Annotated in this window: 16 protein-coding genes and 1 pseudogene; 6 read left to right on the top strand and 11 right to left on the bottom strand. The window is 73.0% G+C overall.

Features of this window, described 5'->3' with window-relative positions:
* Positions 1-329, top strand: a pseudogene (locus tag UW392_RS54895) (ATP-binding protein); the annotation flags it as partial.
* A 38-nt stretch (positions 330-367) separates the two neighbouring features.
* Here UW392_RS54895 and pcaD read toward each other — a convergent pair.
* Genes pcaD through UW392_RS54860 form a run of 7 tightly spaced genes read right to left on the bottom strand, consistent with a single transcriptional unit; the run spans position 368 to position 6,817 of the window.
* Positions 368-1,495 carry a 3-oxoadipate enol-lactonase gene (gene pcaD / locus UW392_RS54890; protein WP_320782987.1) on the bottom strand — a complete coding sequence of 376 codons (1,128 nt, stop codon included), beginning with the start codon at positions 1,493-1,495 and terminating at the stop codon, positions 368-370.
* Positions 1,492-2,826: a 3-carboxy-cis,cis-muconate cycloisomerase gene (pcaB, locus tag UW392_RS54885; protein ID WP_320782986.1), complete on the bottom strand. Its 1,335-nt coding sequence runs from the start codon at positions 2,824-2,826 to the stop codon at positions 1,492-1,494. Before pcaB ends, pcaD begins: the two co-directional genes overlap by 4 nt.
* Positions 2,823-3,398: a protocatechuate 3,4-dioxygenase subunit alpha gene (gene pcaG, locus UW392_RS54880; protein WP_320782985.1), complete on the bottom strand. Its 576-nt coding sequence runs from the start codon at positions 3,396-3,398 to the stop codon at positions 2,823-2,825. The genes pcaB and pcaG overlap by 4 nt, the downstream gene beginning before the upstream one ends.
* A gap of 2 nt (positions 3,399-3,400) precedes the next feature.
* The gene (pcaH, locus tag UW392_RS54875; protein WP_320782984.1) at positions 3,401-4,168 is read right to left on the bottom strand and encodes a protocatechuate 3,4-dioxygenase subunit beta; all 768 of its coding nucleotides are present in this window, start codon (positions 4,166-4,168) and stop codon (positions 3,401-3,403) included.
* A gap of 8 nt (positions 4,169-4,176) precedes the next feature.
* A complete protein-coding gene (locus tag UW392_RS54870) occupies positions 4,177-5,418 on the bottom strand; it encodes a thiolase family protein (protein WP_320782983.1) in 1,242 nt (413 codons plus the stop codon).
* Positions 5,415-6,062 (bottom strand): CoA transferase subunit B, encoded by a 648-nt coding sequence (locus UW392_RS54865; RefSeq protein WP_320782982.1) that lies wholly within the window; start codon positions 6,060-6,062, stop codon positions 5,415-5,417. The genes UW392_RS54870 and UW392_RS54865 overlap by 4 nt, the downstream gene beginning before the upstream one ends.
* Positions 6,062-6,817, bottom strand: a complete 756-nt coding sequence (locus UW392_RS54860) for a CoA transferase subunit A (RefSeq protein ID WP_320782981.1) — start codon at positions 6,815-6,817, stop codon at positions 6,062-6,064. The genes UW392_RS54865 and UW392_RS54860 overlap by 1 nt, the downstream gene beginning before the upstream one ends.
* A gap of 205 nt (positions 6,818-7,022) precedes the next feature.
* On the opposite strand from UW392_RS54860, the gene UW392_RS54855 reads away from it, so the two are divergent.
* Positions 7,023-7,508 carry a MarR family winged helix-turn-helix transcriptional regulator gene (locus UW392_RS54855; RefSeq protein ID WP_320782980.1) on the top strand — a complete coding sequence of 162 codons (486 nt, stop codon included), beginning with the start codon at positions 7,023-7,025 and terminating at the stop codon, positions 7,506-7,508.
* On the opposite strand, the gene UW392_RS54850 is transcribed toward UW392_RS54855, so the two are convergent.
* Positions 7,505-8,437, bottom strand: coding sequence for a DUF3048 domain-containing protein (locus UW392_RS54850; protein WP_320782979.1), 933 nt, complete (start codon positions 8,435-8,437; stop codon positions 7,505-7,507). The two genes, UW392_RS54855 and UW392_RS54850, sit on opposite strands and share 4 nt — an antisense overlap.
* A 172-nt stretch (positions 8,438-8,609) precedes the next feature.
* Between UW392_RS54850 and UW392_RS54845 the strand changes: the two genes are divergently transcribed.
* Entirely contained in the window at positions 8,610-9,800 is a 1,191-nt protein-coding gene (locus tag UW392_RS54845) for a zinc-dependent alcohol dehydrogenase (protein ID WP_320782978.1), read from the top strand.
* Between the two features lie 63 nt (positions 9,801-9,863).
* Here UW392_RS54845 and UW392_RS54840 read toward each other — a convergent pair whose 3' ends face one another.
* The gene (locus tag UW392_RS54840; protein WP_320782977.1) at positions 9,864-10,925 is read right to left on the bottom strand and encodes an ATP-dependent DNA ligase; all 1,062 of its coding nucleotides are present in this window, start codon (positions 10,923-10,925) and stop codon (positions 9,864-9,866) included.
* A gap of 92 nt (positions 10,926-11,017) precedes the next feature.
* Here UW392_RS54840 and ligD point away from each other — a divergent pair, with 92 nt between their 5' ends.
* Positions 11,018-12,037: a non-homologous end-joining DNA ligase gene (ligD, locus tag UW392_RS54835; RefSeq protein WP_320782976.1), complete on the top strand. Its 1,020-nt coding sequence runs from the start codon at positions 11,018-11,020 to the stop codon at positions 12,035-12,037.
* Between the two features lie 64 nt (positions 12,038-12,101).
* Here the strand turns inward: ligD and UW392_RS54830 are convergent, their stop codons facing one another.
* Both UW392_RS54830 and UW392_RS54825 read right to left on the bottom strand, forming a co-directional pair.
* The gene (locus tag UW392_RS54830) at positions 12,102-14,303 is read right to left on the bottom strand and encodes an OmpL47-type beta-barrel domain-containing protein (RefSeq protein ID WP_320782989.1); all 2,202 of its coding nucleotides are present in this window, start codon (positions 14,301-14,303) and stop codon (positions 12,102-12,104) included.
* 53 nt (positions 14,304-14,356) lie between these two features.
* Entirely contained in the window at positions 14,357-16,861 is a 2,505-nt protein-coding gene (locus UW392_RS54825) for a ThuA domain-containing protein (protein ID WP_414497572.1), read from the bottom strand.
* A gap of 183 nt (positions 16,862-17,044) precedes the next feature.
* Between UW392_RS54825 and UW392_RS54820 the strand changes: the two genes are divergently transcribed.
* Positions 17,045-18,079, top strand: coding sequence for a multicopper oxidase domain-containing protein (locus UW392_RS54820; protein ID WP_320782975.1), 1,035 nt, complete (start codon positions 17,045-17,047; stop codon positions 18,077-18,079).
* Positions 18,080-18,142: 63 nt separating this feature from the next.
* A complete protein-coding gene (locus UW392_RS54815; protein WP_320782974.1) occupies positions 18,143-19,198 on the top strand; it encodes a LacI family DNA-binding transcriptional regulator in 1,056 nt (351 codons plus the stop codon).
* Position 19,199: the final 1 nt, after the last annotated feature.

Raw genomic sequence — 19,199 nt, 5'->3', positions numbered from 1 at the left:
ACCCGCGCCGCGCGGCCGCGCTCGCCGTCACCGTGCGCCGCCAGGCCGAGCGCTTCGGCACCGACACCGCCATCGGCGAGGCCGTCCGGGTGGCCGCGTCCCTGGCGACCGGCCCCGAGGCCGTCGCCCTGCACGCCCGGGCGGTCACCTACCTGGAGGCGTCCCCCTGCGCCTACGAGCACGCCGCGGCCCGCGTGGAGTACGGCATCGCCGCCCGCTCGGCCGCGGAACTGGACAAGGGGCTGACGCTGGCGCGGTCCTGCGGGGCGGACGGCCTGGTGACCAGGGCACGGCAGGCACTCGAGGACCTGCCGCAGACGCGTGTGTGAGGGACACCTGTGTGAGGGGTGGTGCGGGGCGGGTGCCGTCAGGCGCGGTCCCTGTCCGCCTCCTCCTCCGCGAGCACCCGCTGCGCCACCGCGAACGCCGAGTTGGCGGCCGGGACCCCGCAGTAGACGGCCGTCTGGAGCAGCACGGCGCCGATCTCCTCGGGGGTGAGCCCGTTGCGCCGCGCCGCCCGGACGTGCATCGCCAGCTCGTCGTGGTGGCCGTGCGCCACCAGCGCCGTCATGGTGACCATGCTGCGCTCGCGGCGCGTCAGCGTCGGGTCGGTCCAGATCTCGCCCCACGCGTAGCGGGCGATGAAGTCCTGGAAGCGGGAGGTGAAGGCGGTCTGCCGGGACTGCGCGCGGTCCACGTGCGCGTCGCCGAGCACCTCCCGGCGCACCTCCATGCCACGCCGGGCACCACCGGAGAAGTGGGCGCGCAGGGCCGTCAGCACGGCCTCCGGGCGCTCGGCGGGCGCCAGGTGCGAGGCGCCCGGGACCTCCACGAGGGCCGCGCCCGGCACCGCGTCCGCGATCTCCCGCAGGTGCGCCGGCGGCGTCGCCGGATCCTCCCGCCCGGCGACCAGCAGGGTGGGCACGGCGATCTCCGGGAGCCGGTCGCGCAGGTCGAACGCCGCGAGGGCGTCGCAGCACGCCGCGTACGCCTCCGGATCGGCGTCGCGGTGGTCCGCCACCAGTCCGGGCACGGTGAACCCGGGCGTGAACCAGCGGGAGTCCGCGGACCCGGCGAGCCCCGTCAGCCCCTCGCGGCGGACCAGCGCGGCCCGCTCCTCCCACGGCGCCGATCCGCCGAAGTGGGCCGAGGAGCAGATGACGGCCAGGGACGACACCCGCTCGGGGTGGTGCAGGGCGAGGTGCAGGCCCACCGCGCCGCCCAGGGACACGCCCGCGTACGCGAACGTCCCGATGCCGAGGTGGTCGGCGAGGTCCAGGACCAGTGCGGCGAGATCGGCGACGGTCGCCCCGGCGCCGATCAGGCCGGCCGCCGAGCCGCCGTGCCCGGGCAGATCCCAGCGGACGACCCGGTGCGCGGCCGACAGTTCGGGCGCCACCTGGTCCCACAGGGCGCTGGAGGTGCCGAGGGAGGGGCCGAGGAGCAGTGGGGGAGCGGTTGTGGACCCTTCCGAGCGGTGGTGCAGCAGTGTCAACGTCGCTCCAGGGCGCGGTCGGTGAGGGCAGCAGCAGCTCCCTTGTAACGGACGGGGTCGGTGAGCTCGGCGAGGTCGACGTCCCGCAGCTCCGGCTCCTCGGCCAGCAGCCCGGCCAGGGAGCGGCCCTCGGCGTACGCGCGCCGCGCGGCCTCGGTGAGCAGTTCCTTCGCACGGGCCCGCCCGAGCAGCGGGGCCAGCCCGGCGGCCAGCCGTTCGGAGACGAGCAGCCCGTGGGTGAGGTCCAGGTGCCGGCGCATGGTGTCCGCGTGCACCCGGAGGTGCTCCGTCAGCTCCGCCGCGTCCCGGGCGGCGCCCCCGGCCAGCCGGAGCAGGTCCCGCAGCGGTTCCCACTCGGCGTGCCAGGCCCCGGCGGGGCGCTCGTCCTCGGCGGCCAGGGAGCCGTAGAGCGTGGCCGCGAGCTGCGGGGCGCGCCGGGCGGCCGCCGCGATCAGCGTGGACCGTACCGGGTTCGCCTTGTGCGGCATCGCGGACGAGCCGCCGCCGCTGCCCTCGGCCAGCTCCGCGGTCTCGGTGCGGGCGAGGACGAGGACGTCGGCCGCGAGCTTGCCGAGGGCGCCCGTCGTGAAGGCGAGCGCCCCGGCGAGGTCGGCGACCGGGGTGCGCAGGGTGTGCCAGGGCAGTGGCGGCTCGGCGAGCCCCAGTTCCCGGGCGTACGCGGCGGTCAGCTCCAGCGGGTCGGACGCGCCGCCGAACGCGGTGAACGCGGCCAGCGTGCCGGCCGCGCCGCCCAGTTGGGCGGGCAGGGCGTCCCGTACGGCCGTGAGGCGGTCCCGGGCGTCCAGCACGAGGGCGCGCCAGCCCGCCGCCTTCAGCCCGAACGTCGTGGGGACGGCGTGCTGGGTGAGCGTCCGCCCCGGCATGACCGTGTCGCGGTGGGCGGCGGCCAGCCGGGCCAGCGCCCGCTCCGTGCGGGCGAGGTCCGCGAGGGCCGGGCCGAGGGCGCGCACGGCGACCAGCATCATGGCGGTGTCCATGATGTCCTGGCTGGTCGCGCCCCGGTGGACGTACGGGCCGGACTCCTCGCCGACGGCCGCGGTGAGGTCCGCGACCAGCGGGATGACCGGGTTGCCGCCGCCGCGGGCGCGCAGCGCCAGGGAGCGGAGGTCGAAGCGTGCGGCGTCGGCCGCCGCGTCCACCGCCGGGGCGGCGGCCGCGGGGGCGAGCCCCAGGGAGACCTGCGCGCGGGTGAGCGCCGCCTCGGCGTCGAGCAGTGCCTGCAGGAACGCCCGGTCCTCGGTCGCGGACTCGGCGGGCGAGCCCGCCCGCCCGGGAGCGAGCAGACCGGCGTCGGACACGACGTGACTCACGTGAACTCCAGGAAGACCGTCTCGCCCTCGCCCTGAAGGCGGATGTCGAAACGGTACGTGCGGTGCGGCTCCGCGGTCGCGATCAGCGTGGCGCGGCGTGCGGCGGGCAGCGCGTCCAGCAGCGTGTCGCCCCCGCCCTCGGACAGGTACGCCCGCGTGAACAGGTGGTGCGTCAGCCCGCGCGCGAACACGCACACGCCGACGTACGGCGCCCCGGCGTTGCCCGGGGGCAGGGTGAAGAGCGCGTAGTGGCCGTCGGCGTCCGTGGCGACCCGGCCGAAACCGGTGAAGTCGGTGCCGTTGCGGCCGAGGAAGCCCCCGGTCACCGGGTCCCGGCGCATCGAGCCGGGGGCGCCCGCGAGGGAACCGTCCGGGGCCGCCTGCCAGAACTCGAGGATCGCGTCCGGCACGGGGGCGCCCGCGCCGTCCAGCACGTGCCCGTGCAGGGTGATCCGGTCCGGGTGCCCGACGGGAGCGATCCGCTCGCCCCCGGGGAAGGGCAGCGCGTACCCGTAGAACGGGCCGACGGTGTGGGACGGGGTGGGGAGCAGCTGCTCGGTCCGATCGGTCATGCTCAGCGGCCTTCCTCGATCCAGGTGGCGGAGGGACCGTCGAGGACGATGTCCCACGCGTAGCCGAGCGAGTACTCGGGCACGGAGAGGTCGTGTCGGTAGGTGGCGACGAGTCGGTCACGGGCCGCCCGGTCGGTGACCGACCGCAGGATCGGGTCGTACGGGAACAGCGGGTCGCCCGGGAAGTACATCTGGGTCACGAGCCGCTGGGTGAACGCCGTGCCGAAGACGGAGAAGTGGATGTGGGCCGGCCGCCAGGCGTTGGTGTGGTTGCGCCACGGGTACGCGCCCGGCTTGACGGTGCGGAAGCTGTAGCGGCCCTCGTCGTCGGTCAGGGTGCGCCCGACGCCGGTGAAGTTGGGGTCGAGCGGCGCCGGGTGCTGGTCGCGCTGGTGGGCGTACCGGCCGGAGGCGTTGGCCTGCCACAGCTCGATCAGCTGGCCGCGCACCGGGCGCCCGGCGCGGTCGAGCAGCCGTCCGGAGACGGTGATGCGCTCGCCGAGCGGCTCGCCCTGGTGCTGGACGGTGAGGTCGTTGTCGGTCCCGGTGATGTCGGTCGGGCCGAACACCGGCCCCGCCAGCTCCACCGTCTCCGGGTCGCCGTCGACCGCGACGAGCGGCTGCTTCGGGTGACGGAGGACGGAGCTGCGGTACGGGGCGTAGTCGCGGGGCGGGTGGTGCCGGACGGGTGCGCCACCGGCCACGGCCTCGTCGTACGCGGTCTGGAGGTCGGTGACCTCTTCGTCGATGTCCGGCTGGGTGAGAGCCATGGGAGCTCCTAGCGTTCGAGGACGAGGGCGAGGCCCTGGCCCACACCGATGCACAGGGTGGCGACGCCGGTGCCGCCGCCCCTGCGGGCGAGCTGGTGGGCGACGGTGCCGGCCAGGCGGGCACCCGAGGCGCCGAGCGGGTGACCGAGGGCGATGGCGCCGCCCTGCGGGTTGAGGACGGCCGGGTCGAACTCGGGCCACTCGGCCACGCAGCCGAGCACCTGGGCGGCGAAGGCCTCGTTCAGTTCGAGCACGTCCAGGTCGGCGAAGGTACGGCCGGCCCTGGCCAGGGCACGGTTCGTCGCCTCCACCGGGGCGAGCCCGAAGTACTGCGGGTCGACGGCGTGCACACCGGTGGCGGAGATCCGGGCCAGTGGCTCCCGGCCGGTGGCCGCGAGGCCCTCCTCGTCAACGAGGAGCAGCGCGGCGGCGCCGTCGTTGAGGGGCGAGGCGTTGGCCGCGGTGACCGTTCCTCCCCCAGCCTCCGGCCGGGGGGACCCCCAACTCCCTTCGCTCGCCGCACGGAAGGACGGCTTCAGCTTCGCCATCGCCGCGAGGGACGCGTCCGGCCGTACGCACTCGTCGGTGGTGTACGGCACCGGGTCGCCCTTGCGCTGCGGCACGGGCACCGGGACGAGTTCGGCGTCGAACAGGCCCGCGGCCTGCGCCTCGGCGGCCTTCCGGTGGGAGGCGAGCGCGAACTCGTCCTGCTGCTCGCGGCCGATCCCGTGCTTGTCGGCGATGAGTTCGGCGGACTCGCCCAGCGGGATCGTCCACTGCGGGTCCATGCGCGGGTTGACCATGCGCCAGCCCAGCGTGGTCGAGTACAGCTCGGTGTGCCCGGCCGGGAAGGGCCGGTCGTTCTTGGGCAGCACGTACGGGGCGCGGGTCATCGACTCCACGCCGCCGGCCAGGACGACCGAGGCGTCCCCGGCCGCGACGGCGCGGGCGGCCTGGATCACCGCCTCCAGACCGGAGGCGCACAGGCGGTTGACGGTGACGCCCGGCACGCTGGTGGGCAGGCCGGCGAGCAGGGCGGCCATGCGGCCGACGTTGCGGTTCTCCTCGCCGGCGCCGTTGGCGTTGCCGAGGTACACGTCCTCGATCCGCGCCGGGTCCAGCTCCGGGGTGCGGTCGAGCAGGGCGCGGACGGCGTGGGCGGCCAGGTCGTCCGGGCGGACGGAGGCGAGCGCGCCGTTGTAGCGGCCGATCGGGGTACGGACCGCGTCGACGATGTAGACGTCCCTCACGACTGGATCTCCTCCGGTACGCGGACCTGGGCGGCGGTCCTGTCGACGATCTCCCCGGCGGTGACGCCCGGCGCGCACTCCACCAGCGCCAGCCCGTCGGCGGTGACGTCGAGGACGCCGAGGTCGGTGATGACGCGGTCCACGCAGCCCTTGCCGGTGAGGGGCAGCGCGCACTCCTGGACAATCTTGGCGGAGCCGTCCTTGGCGGTGTGGGTCATCACCACGATGACGGTGCGGGCGCCGTGCACCAGGTCCATCGCCCCGCCGATGCCGGTGACCATCTTGCCGGGGACGGCCCAGTTGGCCAGGTCACCGGCGGCGGACACCTGCATGGCGCCCAGCACGGCGACATCGATGTGCCCGCCCCGGATCATCGAGAACGAGAGCGCCGAGTCGAAGAAGGAGGCGCCGGGCAGGACGGTGACGGTCTCCTTGCCCGCGTTGATCAGGTCCGGATCGACCTGGTCCTCGGTGGGGTAGGGGCCGGTGCCCAGGATGCCGTTCTCCGACTCCAGGACCACCTCGACGCCCGCCGGCAGGTAGTTGGGGATCAGCGTCGGCAGACCGATGCCGAGATTGACGTACTGGCCGTCCCGCAGCTCGCGCGCGGCACGGGCCGCCATCTCCTCGCGTGTCCAGGCCATCAGCCGCTCACCGTCCGCTGCTCGATCCTCTTGTCCGCGGCCTGCTCGGGGGAGAGCGCGACCACCCGCTGCACGAAGATCCCCGGCAGGTGCACGGCGTCCGGGTCGATCTCCCCGGGTTCGACGAGCTCCTCGACCTCGGCGATCGTCACCCTGCCCGCCGTCGCGGCCAGCGGGTTGAAGTTGCGGGACGACTTGCCGAAGACCAGGTTCCCGTGCCGGTCGCCCCTGGCGGCGCGGACGAGGGCGAAGTCGGTGCGGATGCCGCGCTCCAGCACGTACTCGGTGCCGTCGAACTCGCGGACCTCCTTGGGCGGCGAGGCCAGTGCCACCCCGCCGTTACCGTCGTAGCGCCGGGGCAGCCCGCCGTCGGCGACCTGCGTGCCCACCCCGGCCGGGGTGTAGAAGGCGGGGATGCCGGCCCCGCCGGCCCGCAGCCGCTCGGCCAGCGTGCCCTGCGGGATCAGTTCGACCTCCAGCTCGCCGGCCAGGTACTGCCGGGCGAACTCCTTGTTGGCCCCGATGTACGACCCCGTCACCCGGGCGATCCGGCCCGCGGCCAGCAGCACCGCGAGACCGGACTCCATCGCGCCGCAGTTGTTGGAGACCACGCTCAGGGCGCCGGTCCCGCGCTCGTACAGCGCCTGGATCAGTACGTTCGGCACTCCGCTCAGCCCGAAACCGCCGACCGCCAGCGACGCGCCGTCCGGCACGTCCGCCACCGCCTCGGCGGCTGTGGGCACCACCTTGTCCATCGGTACAGCCCCATCTCTCCGTGCGGCTCCGTGCGGCAGATAGTCAGCACACTGACTATTTCCGCGAGGTTGCCCGTACGCTGCCACCCCGAGGAACGGCCGTCAAGACCCGCGCCAGTGACCGGTCGAGGAGGATTCGTCGACATCACGCACCCGGTATCGTTCAGTGCACAGACTGATATGCGGATGCACTTGAGGAGCGCAGATGGCGGCGGTGGACCTGACCTCCCACCCCGGGCACCTCGCCCGGCGGCTCCAGCAGGCGCACCACCTGCTGTGGAACACGATGGTCTCCGAGGAGATCACCTCACCGCAGTTCGCGGTCCTCAACACGCTCGTCGCCGAACCCGGCCTGGACCAGCGCACGGTGGGGGAGCGGGTCGGGCTCGACCGGTCCACCATCGCCGAGGTGATCAGCAGGCTCAGCCGGCGCGGGCTGCTCGACAAGGTCCGCGACCCGCAGGACGGCCGCCGCTCCCTGCTGCACCTCACGGACGACGGCGCCCGCACCCACCGCAGGCTGACCGTGCGCACCGCGCGGATGAACCAGGTCTTCCTGGCCCCGCTCTCCGCCGAGGAGCAGACCCTGCTGCTCGGCCTCATCCAGCGGGTGGCCGACGCCGCCGAGGGGCTCCGCAACCCGGCGGAACCCCTGCTGCCCAGCACCGGCCGCCGGGCAGAAGCGCCCTAGGCGGGGGCGAGGACCACCCACACCTGGCCCTCGGCGAAGTTCATCGGGCCGCCCGCCGCCGTGGTGAACTCCGTGCCGCCCGAGGCCACCGGGCGCTGCCAGTTCACCTCGTACTCCCGCCCGTCGCGCAGCACCCGTGCCTTCCCCGCTCCCACGGTCTCGCTGTACGGCGTGTTGCTGCCCCGGAAGTCCTGGTAGGCGGACTGCCGCACCTCCACGTACTGCACGACCACGGTCGCGGCGGCCACCCGCTCGCCGTCCGTCGTCACCGTCGGGGCGCCGTCCATGCTCACCAGCCAGCGCTTCCGTTCCCCGGACCAGGTGAACGTGAACCCGGCGGACGGGTAGCGGACGGTGTACGAGTTCCGCGGGGTGCCGCCGCCGGGGGCCGGGCCGTACCGGAAGCCCGTGGTGAGGACGTCCTCCCCGGGCGCGGAGTCGAGCAGCCGCCCGGGGCGCACGTACAGGTTGTGCGGCGCGCGCCGGCCGGCGTCGCGGTAGTAGGCGTCGGGCGCGTCCTTCGGCGCCTCGGCCCGCACCGGCGCGCCGTCGATCACCGGCAGCAGCCGGCCCTGCGCGCCCGAGAACGCGAGCGTCGGCTCGTCGAACTGCCGCAGCAGCTCCAGGTCCGACTCCCGGGCGCTGCGCACCGGCCCGACGGCCTCGGGGAGCTCGGTCGCGTAGACGGCCATCAGCCGGCTCAGCCCGCCCTCGACCTGTTCCGCGTACACGATGTCCGCCGCGTCCAGCCCCGTCTGCGGGCGGGCCGCGCCCACGTTGTCGATCTTCACGGCGAGTGCGGAGTGCCCCGCGCCCTCCGCGGGATCCGACCCGTCGTCGAGACCGGGCCCGCTCACGCCGCACCCGGCCGTCACGACGGCCAGCAGCACCGCCACCGCGCCACGCCGCACCCCGGTCCGCTGTCCCATGCCCACCCTGCCCGCCACGGCCACCCCGCTTCGTCCCTCCCGATTGTGCGGTGCCGGTCCGGGGACGGCCAGACCCACTCGGCCCCGGAGGTTCGGGCTCCGGCGCCCGGGTACCCGGCCGGTGCCCGCCAGGGACGAAGGTGACGAAGCGCTACGGACGGAGCGACAGGCGATGAAGGCAGTGACGTGGCAGGGGAAACGGGACGTACGGGTGGAGACCGTGCCCGACCCGAAGATCCAGGAGCCGACCGACGCGATCATCAGTGTCACCTCCACCGGGCTCTGCGGTTCGGACCTGCACCTCTACGAGGTGCTCACGCCCTTCATGACACCGGGTGACATCCTCGGCCACGAGCCCATGGGCATCGTCGAGGAGGTCGGCTCCGAGGTGACGAACCTGAAGCCCGGCGACCGGGTCGTGGTGCCCTTCCAGATCGCCTGCGGCCACTGCTTCATGTGCGACCAGGGGCTGCAGACCCAGTGCGAGACCACCCAGGTCACGGGCGAGGGCATGGGCGCGGCCCTGTTCGGCTACACCCGGCTGTACGGCCAGGTGCCCGGCGGCCAGGCCGAGCTCCTGCGCGTCCCGCAGGCCCAGTACGGTCCGATCAAGGTGCCGGAGGGCCCGCCGGACGACCGCTTCGTGTACCTCTCCGACGTGCTGCCGACCGCCTGGCAGGCCGTCCAGTACGCGCACATCCCGCCGGGCGGCACCGTCGCCGTGCTCGGCCTCGGTCCCATCGGCGACATGGCCTGCCGGGTCGCCCAGGTGCAGGGCGCCTCGCGGGTGTTCGGCGTGGACCTGGTCCCGGAGCGGCTGCGCCGGGCGCGCGAGCGGGGCGTGGAGACCTTCGACCTCAGCGAGTTCGACGACGAGAAGGACCTCGTCGCGGCGATCCACGACCAGACGGGCGGGCGCGGCCCGGACTCCGTGATCGACGCCGTCGGCACGGAGGCCCACGGCAGCTCGGCGGCCCGCTTCGCCCAGACCGCCGCGGGGCTGCTGCCCCGGTCGGTCGGCGCCAAGCTCGCCGAGCGCCTCAACGTGGACCGGTTGGCCGCCTTCTACACGGCCATCGACATGGTGCGGCGCGGCGGCACCATCTCCCTGTCCGGTGTCTACGGCGGGATGGCCGACCCGCTGCCGATGCTCACCATGTTCGACAAGCAGATCCGGCTGCGCATGGGCCAGGCCAACGTCCGCAACTGGATCGACGAGATCCTGCCGCTGCTGACGGACGACGACCCGCTCGGCGTCGAGACGTTCGCCACCCACCGGGTGCCGCTGGACGAGGCACCGCAGGCGTACCAGCGGTTCCAGAAGAAGGAGGACGGCACGGTCAAGGTGCTCATGCAGCCCTGACCCCCGGCCCGAGCGCGACAGGGGGCCGCCACCCGTACGCGGGCGGCGGCCCCCTGTCGCGTGTCAGCCCAGGATCCGCCGCAGGTCGTACCGCACCGGCTCCTCCAGCTGCGCGTACGTGCAGCTCCGTGCCGTGCGGTCCGGGCGCCAGCGGCGGAAGCGGGTCGTGTGCCGGAACCGCGTCCCGTTCTCCATGTGGTCGTACGCCACCTCCGCCACCCGTTCGGGTCGCAACGGCACCCAGGACAGGTCCTTCTTCCCCGACCACCGGCTCGGCGCTCCCGGCAGCCGCGCGCTCTCGTGCGCCGTCTCCTGTGACCACGCCGCCCACGGGTGCTCGCCCGCGTCCGCCATCCGCAGCGGCTCCAGCTCCACCACCAGCTCCGCGCGCCGCTTCGCGGTGAACGCCGCGCTGACGCCGACGTGCTGGAGGGTGCCCCCGGTGTCGTACAGGCCGAGGAGGAGTGAGCCGACCACCGGGCCGCTCCTGTGCAGGCGGTAGCCCGCCACCACCACGTCCGCCGTGCGCTCGTGCTTGATCTTGTACATGGCGCGCTCGTCCGGCCGGTAGGACAGTCCGGGCACCTTGGCGATCACCCCGTCGAGGCCCGCCCCCTCGTACTCCTCGAACCACCGCTCGGCCACCTCCGGGTCGGTCGTCGCGGGGGCGAGGTGGACGGGTGCGATCGTCTCGGACAGGGCCTCCTCCAGCAGAGCGCGCCGGCCGGTGAGCGGGACGCCGAGCAGCGACTCGTCGCCCAGCGCGAGCAGGTCGAAGGCGACGAAGGACGCGGGGGTCCGCTCTGCGAGGGTGCGCACCCGGGAGGCGGCCGGGTGGATGCGCTCGCTGAGCGCGTCGAAGTCCAGCCGCCCCGCCCGGGCGACGACGATCTCGCCGTCCAGCACGCAGCGCTCGGGAACCCGCCCCCGTACGGCCTCCACCAGCTCGGGAAAGTACCTGGTCAGCGTCTTCCCCGTACGGCTGCCGAGCTCGACCTCGGCCCCGTCGCGGTACACGATCGCCCGGAACCCGTCCCACTTCGCCTCGTAGTGCATGCCCGGCGGGATCCGCGCCACGGGCTTGGCGAGCATCGGCAGCACGGGCGGCATCACCGGAAGATCCATGTTCTGATTCTGCGGCGCGATGTGGTGATGCGCCCGGTGTGGCCGAGGTGACCGGTGTGCGAGGTGTGGGCGGTACGCCTACCGTGGCTCGCATGGCAGGCGAAGCGGTGGAGCTGGAGGTGGGCGGCCGGACGGTACGGCTCTCCCACCCGGAGAAGGTCTACTTCCCCGAGCGCGGATTCACCAAGCTGGACCTCGCCCGGTACTACGCCGCCGTCGGCCCCGGCATCCTGCGCGCCCTGCGCGACCGCCCGACCACCCTGCAGCGCTACCCGGAGGGGGTGGAGGGGGAGTGGTTCTACCAGAAGCGGGCGCCCAAGAACATGCCCGGCTGGATCCCCACCGCCCACATCACCTTCCCCAGCGGTCGCAGCGCCGACGAGATGTGCCCCACCGAGGCCGCCGCGGTGCTGTGGGCTGCCCAGTACGGCACCCTCACCTTCCACCCCTGGCCGGTCCGGCGCGCCGACGTCGACCACCCGGACGAGCTCCGCCTCGACCTCGACCCGCAGCCCGGCACCGATTACGCGGACGCCGTGCGCGCCGCCCACGAGCTGTGCGAGGTGCTGCACGAGTACGGCGGACTGCGCGGCTGGCCCAAGACGTCCGGCGGCCGTGGCCTGCATGTCTTCGTGCCGATACGGCCGGACTGGACCTTCACCCAGGTGCGGCGCGCGGCCATCGCCGCCGGGCGGGAACTGGAGCGCCGGATGCCGGAGCGGGTGACGACGGCCTGGTGGAAGGAGCAGCGGGGCGAGAAGATCTTCGTCGACTACAACCAGACCGCGCGCGACCGCACGATCGCCTCCGCCTACTCCGTGCGCCCCCGCCCGCACGCCCCCGTCTCCGCGCCCCTGACCTGGGACGAGGTCGGCGACGCCGTACCGGACGACTTCGACCTGGCGACCATGCCCGCCCGCTTCGCCGCGCTCGGCGACGTGCACGCGGACATGGACGAGCACGCCTTCTCCCTGGAGGCCCTGCTGGAGCTGGCCGCCCGCGACGAGCACGACCACGGGCTGGGCGACCTGCCGTACCCGCCGGAGTACCCGAAGATGCCGGGCGAGCCGAAGCGGGTGCAGCCGAGCCGGGCGAAGAAGGCGGTCGGCTGAAACGCGCAACCGCGGCGGAGGACGAAGTCCCCCACCGCGGCCCCACGCATGGTGCGAAGGTGGCTTACAGCTCCTTGATCCGGACGTCCCGGTACGACACCACGTCCGTCACGCCGTGGACCTGGAGCCCGACGTAACCGGAGGAGTACCGCCGGCCGTCCGTGCCCGGGTCGTCACCGCGGGCCGGGTAGAAGTCCTGGCCGCCGGTGTTGTCGAACTCGTTGATCAGCACGCCGTTGCGGTACACCGAGTAGTGCTGGTCGACCACGCGGATCTCGTAGTCGTTCCAGGTGCCCTTCTCGGTGACGCCCGCCCCGGCCAGGCCCACGCGGTCGAAGCCGTAGACCGAGCCCGTCTTGTACATGTCGCCGTCGGGCCGGTCGTGCACCTGGATCTCGTGCCCGTACTTGATGGCGACCCACTCCGGACGCGACTCCTCCGGGTGGTCGTGGACGTACGGGAACCGCACGAACACGCCGCCGTTGGTGTACGTGGTGCCCGGCGCGTCGTCACGCCACTGGAGCTTCAGCGAGAAGTCGCCGTACTTGCGCTCCGGGAACCACAGCATGCCCATGCCGGCCACGGTGGTGCCCGAGGTGATCGAGCCGTCCTCGTTCAGCCCGAACGAACCGCCGCCCACCTGCTGCCACTTCTCGAAGGACTCCTGGGTGCCGTCGAGGATCGTGCGGTAGCCGTCGGTCTGTCCGGGGGTACCGATGCCGGACTGGCGGGCCGCCGTCTGGATCGCGGTGCGCTCCCGCTGGTCGATGACGCCGTCCTCGCGGAGCTTCGCCAGGACCTCCCGCACGTGCTTCAGGAACAGCTGCTGGGACGTCCACTCCTTCTCGTCCTCGATCAGCTCGTTGATGCGGCACCGGCTGTTCGTGAGCCGGTTCGGCACCCCGGAGTCGACCGTGCCGACGATGACCGTCAGCCGCTCGTCCCACTCGGCGCAGGCGGGCGCGGGCACCCCGCCGCCGGCGGCGACCGTGAAGCTCACCGTGCGCGCCTCGGAGGTGTTGCCCGCCTCGTCGCGCGCCCGGTAAGCCAGCGAGTGCGCGCCCACGCGGTCCACCACCACGGGGGCGGTGTAGGCGAGGTACGGGCCGCCGTCCAGCGAGTACTCGATCGCGGCGACACCCGAGCCGCCGTGCTCGTCGGTGGCGCTCACCGTGACTTTGGCGCTCTTGAGATAGGCGCCGGCGGCGTTCCGCGAGCCCTCGACCGTCACCCCGGTCACCGGCGGCGTCGTGTCCTGGACCGGCGGCTCGACCACGGTGAAGTCGACGCTCTTCACCTCGGAGACGTTCCCGGCCTTGTCCGTGGCCCGGTACCGCACCGTGTGCGCGCCCACCTCGTGCACCATCACGGGCGCCGTGTACGCCTGCCACGCGCCCGAGTCGCCGAGCGCGTACTCGATCGTGTTGACACCCGTCCCGGTGTCGGAGGCGGAGACGGTCACGGTCGCCATGGCGAGGTACTCGCCCGCGTCGTTGCGTTCACCGCTCACGGTCGCTGACGTCTGAGGCGGCGCCGTGTCGTCGGAGTCCGGCGCGACGACCGTGAACTCGACGCTCTTCTCCTCGGCCGTGTTGCCCGCCGCGTCGACCGCCCGGTAGCGCACCTTGTGGGTGCCGACCTGGTCGACCACCACGGGTGTGGTGTACGGCTGCCAGTCGCCCTCGTCGCCGATCGCGTACTCGACGCGCTCCACGCCGGAACCGTCGTCGGTGGCGCTGACGGAGACGGTCGCCGCGCCGACGTACGCGCCGTCCGCGTTCCGCGTGCCCGCCACCTCGGCCGAGGTCTCGGGCGCGGTGGTGTCCTCACCGGTGCCCTCGGTGACCACGAGGACGCCCTGCATCTGCCCGTGGCCCGGGATGGTGCAGTAGTAGCGGTACCGGCCGGGTGTCAGCGTGACCTCGGCGGTGTGGCGTCCGCCCGTCGCGTCGAAGGGGTTGGCGAGGAGGTTCAGCGAGACGTCGTCGTTGTACTCCCCGCCGGAGACGTCGAACGTCAGCGTGTGCGGCATCCCGGTGGTGTTGCCGGTCGCCTCACTGTTCTCGAACACGATGGTCGTCGGGCCCGCCACCGCGGTCTCGGGGGCCGACGTGTACGCGTTGATGTCGTTGCCGGCGGTCCAGGTCAGCTCCTGGGCGGCGGCGGGGGCCGGCTGTGCCTCGCCCTCGGACCGGGGACGGTCGGCGACGGCCGTCGAGGTCAGTCCGAGCACCATCAGGAGGGACGCCAGGAGGGCGGTCCACAGACGGAACCGGGAGAGGGGACGGTGCGTGGTGGGTCTGGGGTGTCTCGTGGACATCACTGCGCCTTCCTGGCCAGCTGGCCGGCCGCGGGGGTCGGGCCCTCGCCCGTGTAGGTGACCCGCCACAGCGCCGACTTGGCGTCCGAGGTGAAGAAGCCGCGCCCGTAGTCGAGGACGTACAGCGCGCCGTCGGGGCCGAACCTCCAGTCCATGAGGTTCTTGATGCCGTCGTTGCCGATCGGCACGATGCTCTTCAGCGACTCCGAGTGGACGGGGATGCCGCCGTCGCCGACCGTCTTCGGGTCGGTGAGCACGGCGTTGCGCGGCTGGTCGGCGTCGTACAGGTCGCCGACGAACCACTTGCCGTCCCAGTAGGCGGGCCACTGCCCGGCGCTCGCGAGGGTCTCGTCGTACCGGAAGACCGGCCCGTTCATCGCTGCCTGCCCGCCGCCCTTGAGCCACGGCAGCAGGTAGGTGGCCTCCTCGTTCTTGTACGAGGGGACGCCGTTCGCGTCGCGCGGGAAGTCCGGGGCGCCGCCCTGCGGCGAGTACCAGATGTTGTTGCCCGTCACCGGCGGCAGGTTGACCAGGCCGTCGTTGTTGGGCGACTCGTTCTTCGGGGCGTCGCAGTCGTACCAGCCGAGCGGCTTGGTCGGGTCGGGCAGGTTGCGGTCCCGGTAGGGCTGGTTGTTGCCCATGCAGAACGGCCAGCCGCGGTTGCTCGCCTTCGTGATGGCGGCGAACGTGTCGTACTTGGCCGGGCCCCAGGTCGTCGACGGCTGACCCGCGTCCGGGCCGACCCAGCCCGCGTACAGGATGTCGGTCTGCTGGTCGACGAAGATGCGGGCGGGGTTGCGCACGCCCATCACGTAGATCTCACCGCGCGTCTTGCCGCCGCCCTCGGCGGTCTCCTTGCCGGTGAAGAGGTTGCCCTCGGGGAGGGTGTACGTGCCGTCCTGCTCGGGGTGGATGCGCAGGATCTTGCCGTTGAGGTTGTTGGTGTTGCCGGAGGTACGCCGCGCGTCGGCGAAGGACACACCCTTGTAGTTCGGCTGCGGGTTGTTGCCCGAGTAACCGTCGCTGAACCCGCTGGAGTTGTTGTCGCCGGTCGCGATGTACAGGTTGTCCTTGGAGTCCCAGGCCAGCCCGCCGCCCGCGTGGCAGCAGCTGTGGATCTGCACCGGCCACTTCAGCAGCACCTTCTCGCTGCCCAGGTCCAGCTTGTTCGTGGTGCGGTTCAGGGTGAAGCGGGAGACGTACCGCTCGGCCATCCGCTTGTCCCGGTCGATCTTCGAGTGCGGGGTGTAGTGCAGGTACACCCACCCGTTGTCCTCGAAGCGCGGGTCCAGCTCGATGCCGAGCAGCCCCTCCTCGACCTTGGTCAGCTCGTCGCCGCCGCCCTTGTTGCCGAAGACGCTCAACTCGGCGGCCAGGCTGACCTTCTCCGTCTTCGGGTCGTAGATGTGGACCTGGCCCTTGCCCTTGCCGATGTCCGGGTCGTTCCAGTCGGTGATCACGGGCTGGGAGGAGTCCGCGCCGCCGCGCCCGATGTAGAGGACGCGCCCGTCGGGCGCCGTCACCAGGCCGTGCGGCTCGCCGATCTGGTCGTTCTGGCCCGCCTGGTTGGGCTGGGTGAGCCGCTCCGCCTCGTAGTTGGCGTCGATGGTGGCCGTGCAGTCGGCCTGCGACAGGCGGGACGTCCACTGCAGGGCGCCGCGCAGGTGCGCACGGAACTCGGTCTCGTCGTACGACGACACCGTGCCGCCCATGGCCGTGTAGAAGGAGCGGCCGCCCGCGTAGTCACGGCACCAGCTGACCGGGTGGTCCCACCCGTTCCTGCTCGTGCCGGGGTCGTACGTCGACTCGCGGACCCGCGCCACGGTGTGCACGTCACCGGAGGGGTTCTCCACCCAGTTGAGCCACTTGTCGGGGCGCTTCCACTGCACCGGGACGTCCTTGGTCGCCGGGTGCCGGCGGTCGCCGACCTCGACGGTCGCGCGCTGGACGGCCGTCGGGCTGGACGCGGCCGGACGGGCGCCGATCAGCCCGGTGAACCAGTCCGAGTACGGCTCGGCGCGGGCCGCGTCGTGGATGCCCAGGAAGCCGCCGCCGGCCTCCATGTAGGCCTCCAGGCCCGCCTCCTGCTCCGGGTTGAGGACGTCGCCGCCGCCGGTCAGGAAGACGACGGCATTGAAGCGGCTCAGCCGGGTCTCGTTGGTGAACACATCGGCATTGCCGGTGGCGACGGTCGTGAAGCGCTGGTCGGCCGGCCCGCTCGTCCCGATCTTCTCGATGGCCTCGATGCCCGCGTTGACAAGTGGGGACTCGGCCCCGGCCGCGGCGGACCCGTAGAACACCAGTACCCGGACATCCGCGCTGCCCGGCGGGGACTTGATCGACATCGTTGTCGGCGTCGGATCGGGCGCGGGCCGGGCGCTCGCGGCGGGGCCCGTCAGGACTCCCGTGGTGATGACACCGGCGGCCAGAGCGGCGGCCCAGCCGCGTCTCGCCCTGCTCGCACCTGTAGTGGGCCAGGGTTTCTGATGCGGTGTGCGCCGCATGTGGTCCTCCACCCCTCGTTGGTCACAGCAACAGCGCCAAGAAGCTAGACCGCTTTTCGCGGCGCGCCAATAGGTATGACCGTGATTGAACGAACTTTGTCCTGAGTGTGGAAAAACGAGGACGGCCCGGCTACGGTCGCACAGGCTCTTCTCAGACTTACGTTCCGGCGTGGGGAGTTCGGCATGGACAGACGCGGCTTCAACCGACGGGTGCTCCTGGGCGGAGCGGCCGTCGCGACATCGTTGTCGGTGGCTCCGGAGATCGACCGGGCCGTGGCCGCGACGGGCACGGCACCCGCGGGCGGCGCGACACGGCACCTCAAGCTCTACATCGAGGAGCTCCCCGGCGGGCAGCTGGGCTACGGGCTGGAGAAGGGCAAGGCGACGATCCCCGGGCCGCTGATCGAGTGCAACGAGGGCGACACGCTGCACATCGAGGTGGAGAACACCCTGGACGTGGCGGCGAGCCTGCACGTCCACGGGCTGGACTACGAGATATCCAGCGACGGCACCAGGCAGAACAAGAGCCACGTCGAGCCGGGCGCCACCCGCACGTACACCTGGCGCACCCACAAGCCCGGCCGCCGCGCGGACGGCACCTGGCGGGCGGGGAGCGCCGGCTACTGGCACTACCACGACCACGTGGTGGGCACGGACCACGGTACGGGCGGCGTCCGCAAGGGGCTCTTCGGCCCGGTGATCGTGCGCCGCCAGGGCGACGTCCTGCCGGACCGGACGGTCACGGTCGTCTTCAACGACCTGCTGATCAACAACCTGCCGCCGCACTCAGGCCCGAACTTCGAGGCCACGGTGGGCGACCGGGTCGAGTGGATCGTGATCACGCACGGCGAGTACTACCACACCTTCCACGTGCACGGTCACCGCTGGGCGGACAACCGCACGGGCCTGCTGACCGGCCCCGACGACCCCAGCCAGGTCATCGACAACAAGATCTGCGGCCCCGCGGACTCCTTCGGCTTCCAGGTGATCGCAGGCGAGGGCGTGGGCGCCGGCGCGTGGATGTACCACTGCCACGTCCAGAGCCACTCCGACATGGGCATGGTGGGCCTGTTCCTGGTGAAGAAGACGGACGGCACGATCCCCGGCTACGACCCGGACGACCACGATCACGAGCACGCGCACGGGAGCGCATCCGGCAGCGCTCCAGGGCAGAAGCAGGAGCAGGGGCACCAGCACGGACAGGGGCACGAGCACTGAGGGCCCGGCACGGCCGCGCGCCGTGACTATCCTGATCGGCAACCGCCGATGAGGAGTTGCGACGTGACCGGGACAGCGCCCCGCCCCACCCTGGAGGCCGTGGCCGCGCTGGCCGGGGTGTCGCGGGCGACCGTCTCCCGCGTCGTCAACGGCGGTGCGGGGGTGCGCGAACAGCTCGTCGAGCGGGTGCGCCGAGCCGTCGAACAGCTCGGGTACGTACCGAACCAGGCCGCCCGCAGCCTGGTCACCCGGCGGCACGACGCCGTCGCCGTCGTCATCGCCGAGCCGGAGACCCGGGTCTTCGCCGACCCCTTCTTCGCCCTCCAGCTGCGCGGTATCAGCAAGGAGCTGACCGCGCACGACTCCCAGCTCGTCCTGCTCCTCACCGAGGGCCGGGACGACCACGCGCGCGTGGGCCGGTACCTCGCGGGCGGGCACGTCGACGGCGCGCTCGTCTTCTCCCTGCACCTCGACGACCCGCTGCCGGAGCTGATCCGCGGCGCCGGCGTCCCCACCGTGTTCGGCGGGCGGCCCGGCTGGGCGGCGGGGGCGCGCGGCACGGCGCCCACGCTGTACGTCGACAGCGACAACCGGGGCGGCGCGCGGGACGCCGTACGGCACCTCGTCGGCCTCGGCCGCACCCGCGTCGCGCACATCACCGGTCCCCTCGACCAGACCTCCGCGGCGGACCGGCTCGACGGGTACCGGGACGTCATGGCGGACGCCGACCCGCGGCTGATCGTGGAGAGCGACTTCACCCCGGCGGGCGGGGAGCGCGCCGTACGGCGACTCCTGGACCGCTGTCCGGACCTGGACGCCGTCTTCGCCGCCAACGACCTGTCCGCCTCCGGCGCCCTGCGCGCCCTGCGGGCCCTCGGCCGCCGCGTCCCCGAGGACGTCGCCGTCATCGGCTTCGACGACATGCTCCCGGTGGCCGAACAGACCGACCCGCCGCTCACGACGGTCCGGCAGGACATCGAGGGGATGGGCCGGCTGATGGCCCGGCTGCTGCTGCGCGGGCTGGAGCACCGGGGCGGTACGGCCGAGGAGCGCGGGGCGGCGGGAACGCCGTCGGGCATGGTCCTGCCGACCACACTGGTGCGGCGGGCCTCGGCCTGAC

The organism is Streptomyces sp. CRN 30 (assembly GCF_034105845.1).
Note: the sequence above shows the minus strand (reverse complement) of the source record. Positions and strands in the feature narration are given on the sequence as shown.

What these genes read in the sequence shown, in the direction of transcription:
- pcaG (WP_320782985.1), bottom strand. Translation starts at nt 3,398, where the DNA reads ATGACCGATCGGACCGAGCAGCTGCTCCCCACCCCGTCCCACACCGTC.
- pcaH (WP_320782984.1), bottom strand. Translation starts at nt 4,168, where the DNA reads ATGGCTCTCACCCAGCCGGACATCGACGAAGAGGTCACCGACCTCCAG.
- UW392_RS54865 (WP_320782982.1), bottom strand. Translation starts at nt 6,062, where the DNA reads ATGGCCTGGACACGCGAGGAGATGGCGGCCCGTGCCGCGCGCGAGCTG.
- UW392_RS54860 (WP_320782981.1), bottom strand. Translation starts at nt 6,817, where the DNA reads ATGGACAAGGTGGTGCCCACAGCCGCCGAGGCGGTGGCGGACGTGCCG.
- UW392_RS54855 (WP_320782980.1), top strand. Translation starts at nt 7,023, where the DNA reads ATGGCGGCGGTGGACCTGACCTCCCACCCCGGGCACCTCGCCCGGCGG.
- UW392_RS54850 (WP_320782979.1), bottom strand. Translation starts at nt 8,437, where the DNA reads ATGGGACAGCGGACCGGGGTGCGGCGTGGCGCGGTGGCGGTGCTGCTG.
- UW392_RS54845 (WP_320782978.1), top strand. Translation starts at nt 8,610, where the DNA reads ATGAAGGCAGTGACGTGGCAGGGGAAACGGGACGTACGGGTGGAGACC.
- UW392_RS54840 (WP_320782977.1), bottom strand. Translation starts at nt 10,925, where the DNA reads ATGGATCTTCCGGTGATGCCGCCCGTGCTGCCGATGCTCGCCAAGCCC.
- ligD (WP_320782976.1), top strand. Translation starts at nt 11,018, where the DNA reads ATGGCAGGCGAAGCGGTGGAGCTGGAGGTGGGCGGCCGGACGGTACGG.
- UW392_RS54825 (WP_414497572.1), bottom strand. Translation starts at nt 16,861, where the DNA reads ATGCGGCGCACACCGCATCAGAAACCCTGGCCCACTACAGGTGCGAGC.
- UW392_RS54820 (WP_320782975.1), top strand. Translation starts at nt 17,045, where the DNA reads ATGGACAGACGCGGCTTCAACCGACGGGTGCTCCTGGGCGGAGCGGCC.